The organism is Actinomyces sp. oral taxon 170 str. F0386 (assembly GCF_000195595.1).
Lineage (GTDB): Bacteria > Actinomycetota > Actinomycetes > Actinomycetales > Actinomycetaceae > Actinomyces.
The window spans coordinates 1-8384 of sequence record NZ_GL882579.1 but is presented as its reverse complement, the minus strand read 5'-3'; the positions used below and the strand labels follow the sequence as shown (position 1 = coordinate 8384).

Here is an 8384-nt window from a genome sequence, read left to right as displayed (position 1 = left end):
ACCACCCGGGACCACCAACAAGGTAACGGGACTCCCGGCGGGGTGCTCCCCGGATAGCCGTGCCCCTGGAGGCGATGTACCGACGTCGTCCCCGACGGCACGGCGCTGCCGCCATCGCGTTCGTACCTTAGGGCGAGCGTTCGAGGGGTAGAGGGTACGACCTCGAGCCTTAAGGTACGAACTCGAGCCAGATCACCCCAGTGAACCTCAGTGGGGGCCGATGAGACCGGTCTCGTAGGCGGCGATGACGAGCTGGGCCCGGTCGCGGGCGTCCAAGCGGGCCAGGAGCGCGGTGATGTGACTGCGGCAGGTGGCCCGGGTGATGCCGAGCTCGGCCTCGATCTCGCTATTGGACAGGCCCCGGGCGATGAGTAGGAGCACCTCGCGCTGGCGGGGCGTGAGGGCCTCGACGTCCTCGGCCCAGGAGCCGTCGGAGGCTCCGGCCGCCACAGTGTGCGGCATACGGGCCATGAGTCGTGCCAGCACCTGAGGGCTGAGCAGCGACTGGCCCTCGTGGACGGTGCGTACGGCGTCGACGAGAGCCTGCGGGGCGGTGTCCTTGAGCAGGAAGCCGCAGGCGCCGGCGCGCAAGGCGCCCAGGACGTAGTCGTCGATCTCGAACATGGTGAGGATGAGGACGCGCGTGGCCGCGAGCGCCGGATCGGCGCAGATCCGGGTGGTGGCCTCGATGCCGGTGAGGCCCGGCATCTGGATGTCCATGAGGATGACGTCGGGGCGCAGCTCGGCGGCCAGGGCGACCGCGCGGGCACCGTCCTCGGCCAGGCCGACGACGCTCATACCGGGCTCGGCCTCGAGCAGGGCGGCCAGAGTGGTTCGCAGGAGGGCCTGGTCCTCGGCGATGAGGACACGGATGGGGGCGCCGGGAGCCTTGTCGGCCTTGTTGGTCAGCGCATCGGTGGGATCCGTCATGGGTTGCCCCTATCGCTCCTGGGACCGGCATCCAGCGGATCGTTGGCGGGTCTGCGTTCCGGGCCCGCACTGTCTCCGGAACGCCGGGTGCTGCCGGTGGGCAGGACGGCTTCGATGGCGAAGCCGGATGCGTCGGTGCGGGGGCCTGCGGTCAGGGTTCCGTCGAGGGCGGTCAGACGCTCGTGGAGTCCGCGTAGTCCCTGCCCAGCCCCGGGGCGGGACGCCCAGCCGGGGACCGGGCCGTCGTCGACAACGGCGATGCACAGCCGTCCCGGCTCCCGGCGGAGGGTCACGCGGACGCGCGTGGGGCCGGCGTGGCGGGCGGTGTTGGCCAGGGCCTCGGCCACGACCCGAACGGTGGCCCGGCTCACTGGGATGGAGAGGCCGGTCAAGGGGGAAAGGCCTCGAGCCCCTTCATCCGTCGTTTCGGCAGGGTCGGCCGCACCTGGGGCTGTGTCCGTCTCTGCACCTGCACCGGTGTCGGCATCGACCTCGACCGTGACGCCGGAGCGTCGAGCCCGGTCGACGACCTCAGCGAGACTGGCAGCGAGGCCCTCAGTAGGTTCCTCACTCGGCTGGGGTCCCGAACCTACCGGTACGCCTGCTGCATCCGCGCCGACCACAGAGGTACCCGCAGCAGCCGAGACCGCCGTCACTGCCCCGGGTGTCGGGGGCGTGTGCTCGTCGCGCAAGACGGCGAGCATACGCCGCAGCGCGTCGGTGGCCTCGCGGGAGGCGGCCTCGACGTCGCTGAGCGCGCTGCGCAGTCCGTCGGGGTTGGTCTCGAGGCGCTGGGCCACGGCGCAGCGCACGGTGATGGCGCCGAGGTCGCCGGAGACGGCGTCGTGCAGCTCGCGGGCGATGACGAGGCGGTCCTCGGCGACGGCGCGCGCGGCGGTCTCCTGGGCCAGGCGCCGCTCGTAGGCACGCTGGTCGCGCCGCCGCAGCCACAGGGAGGCGGCGACGAGCCCGGCCATGACGAGCAGCGCCGTCATCTGGGCGCGCCGAGAAGGAGCCGGGGAGAAGCCGACCATGGTGCCCAGGCCGAAGACAATCACGGTCAGCCCGGTGATGGCGCGCCCGAGCGGTGAGTGGCGCGGCGGGACGTCGGGGGCAGGCACGCGGCCAGTCTAGGAAGGCGGCTCGGGCGCTTCATCGAACCAGGGTCTGACGGACCTGGGTCTGAGGCGCCGGCGCGGCGTGGGCCCGGCGGCCGATGCGCACCGCGGCCGGGCGCGCTGGAGTTGGCCCATGATCAGTATCGAGAACCTCGTCAAACGACACGGTTCGCGGGAGGTGCTTCACGGCGTGAGCCTGGAGGCGCGCCCGGGCCGCGTCACCGGATTCGTGGGGCCGAACGGCGCCGGAAAGTCCTCGACCCTGCGGTGCCTGCTGGGCCTGGACCGGGCCGACGGCGGAACCGCGCTCATCGATGGGCGCCCCTATCGCGAGCTGCGCGACCCGCTGCGTGCCGTGGGGGCGGTGCTCGACGGCTCGGGCGCGCACCCCTCGCGCACGGCCCGCGGTCACCTGGGTTGGGTGGCCTCGGGCGCGGGAATCAGTCGGCGTCGGGTGGCCGAAGTACTCGATGTCGTCGGGCTGAGTGAGGCCGCAGGGCGGCGGGTGCGCACCTTCTCCCTGGGAATGGGGCAGCGCCTGGGGCTGGCGACGGCGCTGCTGGGCGACCCGGAGGTGCTGGTCCTCGACGAGCCGGTCAACGGCCTGGATCCGGAGGGGATCCGGTGGATCCGCACGCTGCTTCGGCAGAGGGCCGATGCCGGGGGCACGGTCCTGCTGTCCAGTCATGTTCTGGCCGAGCTGGCCGAGGTGGCCGACGACGTCGTCGTCATCGCCGGCGGGCGGGTGCGGGCCGCCGGGACGCTGGAGGAGGTCGCGGCGGGCTACGCGAACCTGGAGGAAGCCTTCTTCTCGCTGACTGCCCCGACCGGGGGCGGGGCCGGTGGCCGGGCCGGACGCGAGGAAGGGGGCCGTTCATGAGCGCGGCGACGGCGCTGGTGCGCTCCCTCAAGGCGGAGGTGCGCAAGACGATGGGCCTGCCGGGGGCCTGGCTGGGGGCGGCATTGGCGATCGTCCTGCCGCTCCTGATCGAGTACTACACGGATCATGACCTGGCGGCGCGGCTGGCGGCCGGCGCCCCGGATGCGCCGGCGCAGCTGGGCGACGTCGGCGTCATCGGGCTGTACGTGGGGACGACGGGGATCGTGGTGCTGGCGGTGAGTGTTGTGGTCAGCGAGTACGCGAGTGATCCGCGCACGAGCGGGGCCTCCAGCGCTCCGCGACAGGTGACGACGACGATGCTGGTACAGCCGCGGCGCGGGGCGTCGGTGGCTGCGAAGCTGCTCGTGGTGCTGGGGGCCGCGACGGTGCTCCTGGCGGTGGCATGGACGGCGACCTACTCGCTGTGCCGGCACCTGCTGGGGTCGAGCGTGCCCTTCGAGCCGGTGCCGTGGTGGATGCTGACGGGGATCCTGACGTGGTGGGTGTTCTCGGCAATGGCGTCGATGGCACTGGCGATGGCGACGCGCAGCGCGCTGGTGTCGATGACGGTCCTCGTCGCAATGTCGACGATGATCTCGCCGGGGGTGCTGCTCATCAAGTCCACCGATGCGGCCCGGTTCCTGCCGGATACCGCGGCGGTGCGGCTCATTGCGAGCCCGACGACGCTCAACTACGACCGGCTCGTCGAGCTGCTGTCGATCCCGATGGCGGCCGCCGTCTGTGCGGCCTGGGCGGGAGGCTGCGCGGCGGTGTGCTGCTGGGTGTGGATGAGGCGGGACGCATGAGCGGAGCCGGTGCGACCAGCAGGGTGAGGGCTACCGCAGGGGTGACGACAGCCTGGGGACGTGCGCTGCACGCGGAGCTGCTGAAGGTGGTGACGCTGCCGGCGATATGGTGGTCGGCGGCGGTGGCGGGCGCGGCTGCGATCGCCACGATGATGTCGGTCCTGCAGAACGTGGTGGACGGGCAGGACTTCGGATTCGAGGAGATCGCTCCGATGTGGGCACTGGCGGTGCAGATCGGCTTCGTGGCGGCCGGTGTGGCCGCGGCGGGCGCCGAGCACTCCACGGCGCAGGGCATGACGAGTCTGCTGGTGACGCCGGCGCGTGGGCGGCTGGCGGTGGCACGACTCATGGTGCTGACCGGCACGGGACTGGTGGTGGCGAGCGTCCTGGTCGGGGCGAGCCTGGCAGCGTGTCCGACGATGTCGAGGGCGGCGCTGTGGGCCGGCGGAAGGACCGTGGTCTGGTTGACGGCGGTGCTGCTGCTGGCGGATGGGCTCGGTGCGGCGCTGCGCAGCGTCATCGGTGCCTCCACGGCAGCCGTGATGCTGGTGATTCTGGCACCCCAGCTGGCCGTGTTTCTGGGCGACGCCGCCCGCTGGCTCCCGGGCCAGGCGGGTCAGATATGGGTGACGGCGGGCGCGCCGCAGGCGGATGCTACCACCGCTGGACTCACCAGCCTGGCCTGGGCAGCGGCCGCTCAGATGGCCGGCATCGTCCGGCTGGTCCGGGCGGATGCGTGAGGATCGGGACACCACGAGTATGAGCCGGCCGCAGCCCATCAAAGCCGGGGGTGGGAGCGAGTGAGGACGCTCCCGCCCCTGTCCCTTGCCGAGTAAACCCAGATCACTCAGCACCGTTCCAGCGCGATATACTTCCACCTTGTGTCCTGCCACCGCGGGCAGACATCCCCCATCTCTCACCTGCTCTTTTCATAAGGGAAGCACCATGGACAGCGATACGTTCACTCCAGAAGAGGAGCTCGATGCACACCTAGCTGCCATGAAATGGCTGGAAGAGCAACGCATCAGCGGACATGAAATACTGACCTTTCAAACCCTTAACGACGGATTCCGCTGGCACGGCCATCGAATTCAGTTAATCAACAGAAATCAAGGAATATGGCGCCCAAAGCAGTTTCGCGGAGCTTTTTCCTTCAAAACTACATCTACAGAAGAAGGATCCAGGCCGTACGATGACACTATCGATGACGACGGACTTCTCCACTACCAGTTCGCTGATTCGGACACCAAGACATGGACAAACGATGCGATGATCGAGGCGCATCTGCGCAAGTATCCACTCGTTTGGCTTATTCGAGTTCCATTAATGAAGAATCCAACATTGTATTATATGCGATTTCCGGCATACATCAAGGATGTCGACCTCCAGAAGCGGGAATTTATTATAGACATCGATGATTCGATCCCCTACGGGAACCTCACGACCCCACCTCCTATTGAAAAGAAGTACAAGTCAAGATGGATGAAAGAGCGCATCCACCAGCACGACTTCCGGGAACACGTACTCAGCGTCTATAAGATCTCCTGCGCAGTCTGCGATCTTCCGCACGCACAGCTTCTTGAGGCCTCACACATCATCGCCGATGCCAAGGAAACTGGTGTTCCAGAGGTCAGCAATGGTTTGGCACTGTGCAGACTTCATCACACCGCTTACGACCGCCACCTCCTCGGCATCGACGCCGACCGCCGCATCCATGTGGCGACAAGAGCAAAGAGTATCGAGACTACCCACCTACAAACCGGATTACTGAAATTCGAAGGCGGCTCCCTCACGCACGTGCCGACCTCCAAACAAATGCATCCCGATGGCGACCGTCTTGCCGAGCACTTCGAAGACTTCCTCAGGGCAGAGGCTCACACGACCCGATAGGCTCAAAGCTTCCGACAAGCTACGCGCGGTTCCAGAGAATGGACTTCTACCACTCGAAGGAGCCCACCGTGATCTATCCACGCGACATCGCAACCGAAGCGGAGACGGCCGCTCTTGAACATGCCGATCGCCTCGCCGCCATCATCGGCAAGCACTGGCACCCCACGAACGACGCCGACCGAGACGATGTCATGCTGCTCGTCGCGGATCTCCTACGCGCTCACGCCGAGACAGGGATCGAGATGCAGACTTGGAGAGCAGCACTCGACGTCGTCATGGACCATCTGGCAGTGGAGCCCGAGGGAGCCGACTTGCTCCATCGCGTCGGTAGGCCCACCTGGTTCACCGTCGTCGGAACATTGAAGGATGGTCGACGAGAGCCTGTTGCCGTCATGCCCGGCCGGCACCGACTGGAGACTGCAATCGGTGCCTGGACCGCCCAGATTCAGGCACCAACAGCAGCAGACGCCGCCAGATCAGCCTGCTCGTAGCGACAGGCCCCGATTCCAGACATCCTACGATGACCTTGTCGGCGTCTTAGGAGTTCACTCCACAGACACAACTTCACGGGCGGCAGATACCTCCTCGATCACTGCCCGTCTCTCACTGGTCTAGCAACCTCCGTGACCGCTGTCGCCAGAAACCCTCCGTCTGCACTCGCACCCTCCCTTCAGAATGATCTCGAAACGATCAGGGGTCTCATCCACCCACTCAGCCTCGCCCCTCAAGGCAGCACAGAGACGTCGCGGCCACCTCACAGGAGTGACTGACGGAAGCGGCCGTACAGCGCACCAGAAATATTTTTTCCAGACAATTCCAGAGCCTTCACTCAACCGCAACTTTTTTTGGAGAACTTCGGCCGTTACATTGAAGTAGCCGCGCCGTAAAATATTGCGGCACCCACCGCAACGCGCAAGCTCGACGAGGACTCCGCACCGATCGGCAGTGGTGGATGCACCGTTCACACGATTGAGGACCGTGCCCTCAAGGAGGAAGTTATGAAGCGCTCCTGTCGATCCATGGTCGGCACGCTCGCAGCGATGACGCTCGTGGGACTCGCCAGTCCCACCGCTCTAGCCGAAGAGCCAACCGCACCCCCGGCAAGCGACGTCGTCGCCGAGCAACCAGCAGCTCCGCCGGTCGCCCCGGCCGAGGCTTCACCAGCCGTTCCCGCCACTCCCCCGGCACCCGTGGCGGCAAGCGAAGCGCCCTCCGCACAGCCCTCCGAGTCTTCCGCACCCGCTGTTTCACCGAGTGAGGCACCGAGCGCCGCGCCTTCTGAAGATGCCACTCCCTCGGACAAGCCCTCTGTTCCGTCTGCTGAGCCCAAGAAGGAATGGCGGGAGGAGAACGGCAAGCTGTACTACTACGAGAACGGCGTCAAGAAGACCAACACCTGGGTTCCCGACGGAGGACGCAAGTACTACGTCGGCGCCGACGGCACCCTGCAGACCAGCACGTGGCTGCAGCTGGATGGCAAGCGGTACTACGCCGACGCCCACGGCGCTGCTCTCACGGGCAGGCAGAACGTCGACAACGCCGAGTACTACTTCGACAGCGACGGCGTCATGCAGGCCAACCGGTGGATCGACCAGGACGGGCTCAGCTTCTACGTCCAGAGCTCCGGCATCATCGCCACCAACACATGGCTTCACCTGGGCGACAAATGGTTCTATGCCAACGAAGTCGGCGCCAAGTCCATCGGCCTGGTGAAGGTCGGGGCGAGCTGGTACCACTTCAACAACGACGGCTCCATGACCGCGAGCACCTGGAAGCAAGTGAGCGACCACTGGTACTACGCCAACGCCGACGGCGACCTGGCTACCGGCTGGAAGCAGATCAGCAGCGCCTGGTTCCACTTCAACGACAACGGTGCCATGAGCACTGGCTGGATCTCACCGAACGGCCACTGGTACTACCTGAGCGACAACGGGGCGATGACTACCGGCTGGGCACGGGTCGACGGTTCCTGGTACTACTTCGACACCACTGGCGCCATGCGCTCAAGCACCTGGGTCTCCAACGGCGGACAGTGGTTCTACCTCGAGGGCTCCGGCGCAATGGCTGCCGGGAAGTGGATCTCGCCGGATGGCCACTGGTACTACGTCGACGGAACCGGCGCCATGGTCACCGGCTGGCAGCAGATCGACGGCGCCTGGTACTTCTTCCACGGCAACGGTGTCATGGCGAGCGGGTGGCAGCAGATCGGGGGCACCTGGTACTACCTCGGCGCCGGCGGCACCATGGCGAGCGGGTGGCAGCAGATCGGCGGCGCCTGGTACTACCTCGGCGGCAACGGGGCAATGACCACTGGGTGGCAGCAGATCGGGGGCACCTGGTACTACTTCAACAGTGGCGGCGCGATGGCCACTATGAAGTGGATCGAGGGCACCTTCTACGTCGATGGAAGCGGCGCGATGCTGGTCAGCACCACCAGAACGATCGATGGCTGGACCTACGCCTTCGACGGCAACGGTCGGTGGATCACCGTCAACAACGGGGGCTACAGCTGCCCCGCGTGGGCCCCGATCAAGGGCAATGCGAGCAGCAAGATCTACCACCACCCGTGGAACCAGTCCTACAGCGAGACCAAGCCCGAGGCATGCTTCTCCACCGACGCACAGGCAGTGGCGGCCGGCTTCCGGGCCGCCAAGCGGTGACCCGACCGCACTCACCACAACTGAATGAGTGTCGGGAGGATCGCCCCACCGGCGACTGACCGAGATCCAGGCCCATGGGGTCCCAAGCAAACGCGTTTGC

The 8384-nt window shown here is 66.7% G+C and carries 8 protein-coding genes; 6 read left to right on the top strand and 2 right to left on the bottom strand.

The features are described from left to right. Window positions 1–207 precede the first annotated feature (207 nt). Entirely contained in the window at window positions 208–930 is a 723-nt protein-coding gene (locus HMPREF9056_RS13020; protein ID WP_009405412.1) for a response regulator transcription factor, read from the bottom strand. Continuing rightward, window positions 927–2051 carry a sensor histidine kinase gene (locus tag HMPREF9056_RS13015; protein ID WP_009405411.1) on the bottom strand — a complete coding sequence of 375 codons (1125 nt, stop codon included), beginning with the start codon at window positions 2049–2051 and terminating at the stop codon, window positions 927–929. Before HMPREF9056_RS13015 ends, HMPREF9056_RS13020 begins: the two co-directional genes overlap by 4 nt. A 130-nt stretch (window positions 2052–2181) precedes the next feature. Between HMPREF9056_RS13015 and HMPREF9056_RS13010 the strand changes: the two genes are divergently transcribed. From HMPREF9056_RS13010 to HMPREF9056_RS12985, 6 genes are all read left to right on the top strand, one after another. After that, window positions 2182–2928 carry an ABC transporter ATP-binding protein gene (locus HMPREF9056_RS13010; RefSeq protein ID WP_009405410.1) on the top strand — a complete coding sequence of 249 codons (747 nt, stop codon included), beginning with the start codon at window positions 2182–2184 and terminating at the stop codon, window positions 2926–2928. After that, window positions 2925–3734, top strand: coding sequence for an ABC transporter (locus tag HMPREF9056_RS13005; protein WP_009405409.1), 810 nt, complete (start codon window positions 2925–2927; stop codon window positions 3732–3734). Before HMPREF9056_RS13010 ends, HMPREF9056_RS13005 begins: the two co-directional genes overlap by 4 nt. Then, window positions 3731–4474, top strand: coding sequence for a cupin (locus HMPREF9056_RS13000; RefSeq protein ID WP_009405408.1), 744 nt, complete (start codon window positions 3731–3733; stop codon window positions 4472–4474). Before HMPREF9056_RS13005 ends, HMPREF9056_RS13000 begins: the two co-directional genes overlap by 4 nt. A gap of 205 nt (window positions 4475–4679) precedes the next feature. Continuing rightward, a complete protein-coding gene (locus HMPREF9056_RS12995) occupies window positions 4680–5624 on the top strand; it encodes an HNH endonuclease (RefSeq protein WP_034514601.1) in 945 nt (314 codons plus the stop codon). 68 nt (window positions 5625–5692) lie between these two features. After that, on the top strand, window positions 5693–6115 hold the full coding sequence (locus HMPREF9056_RS12990; protein WP_034514602.1) for a hypothetical protein: 423 nt from the start codon (window positions 5693–5695) through the stop codon (window positions 6113–6115). Window positions 6116–6622: 507 nt separating this feature from the next. After that, on the top strand, window positions 6623–8284 hold the full coding sequence (locus HMPREF9056_RS12985) for a cell wall-binding protein (RefSeq protein WP_157185101.1): 1662 nt from the start codon (window positions 6623–6625) through the stop codon (window positions 8282–8284). Window positions 8285–8384 lie beyond the last annotated feature (100 nt).

Bases quoted from the DNA above. Each gene is read 5' to 3' on its own strand.
- HMPREF9056_RS13020 (WP_009405412.1), bottom strand. From the start codon at position 930: ATGACGGATCCCACCGATGCGCTGACCAACAAGGCCGACAAGGCTCCC.
- HMPREF9056_RS13010 (WP_009405410.1), top strand. From the start codon at position 2,182: ATGATCAGTATCGAGAACCTCGTCAAACGACACGGTTCGCGGGAGGTG.
- HMPREF9056_RS13005 (WP_009405409.1), top strand. From the start codon at position 2,925: ATGAGCGCGGCGACGGCGCTGGTGCGCTCCCTCAAGGCGGAGGTGCGC.
- HMPREF9056_RS13000 (WP_009405408.1), top strand. From the start codon at position 3,731: ATGAGCGGAGCCGGTGCGACCAGCAGGGTGAGGGCTACCGCAGGGGTG.
- HMPREF9056_RS12995 (WP_034514601.1), top strand. From the start codon at position 4,680: ATGGACAGCGATACGTTCACTCCAGAAGAGGAGCTCGATGCACACCTA.
- HMPREF9056_RS12985 (WP_157185101.1), top strand. From the start codon at position 6,623: ATGAAGCGCTCCTGTCGATCCATGGTCGGCACGCTCGCAGCGATGACG.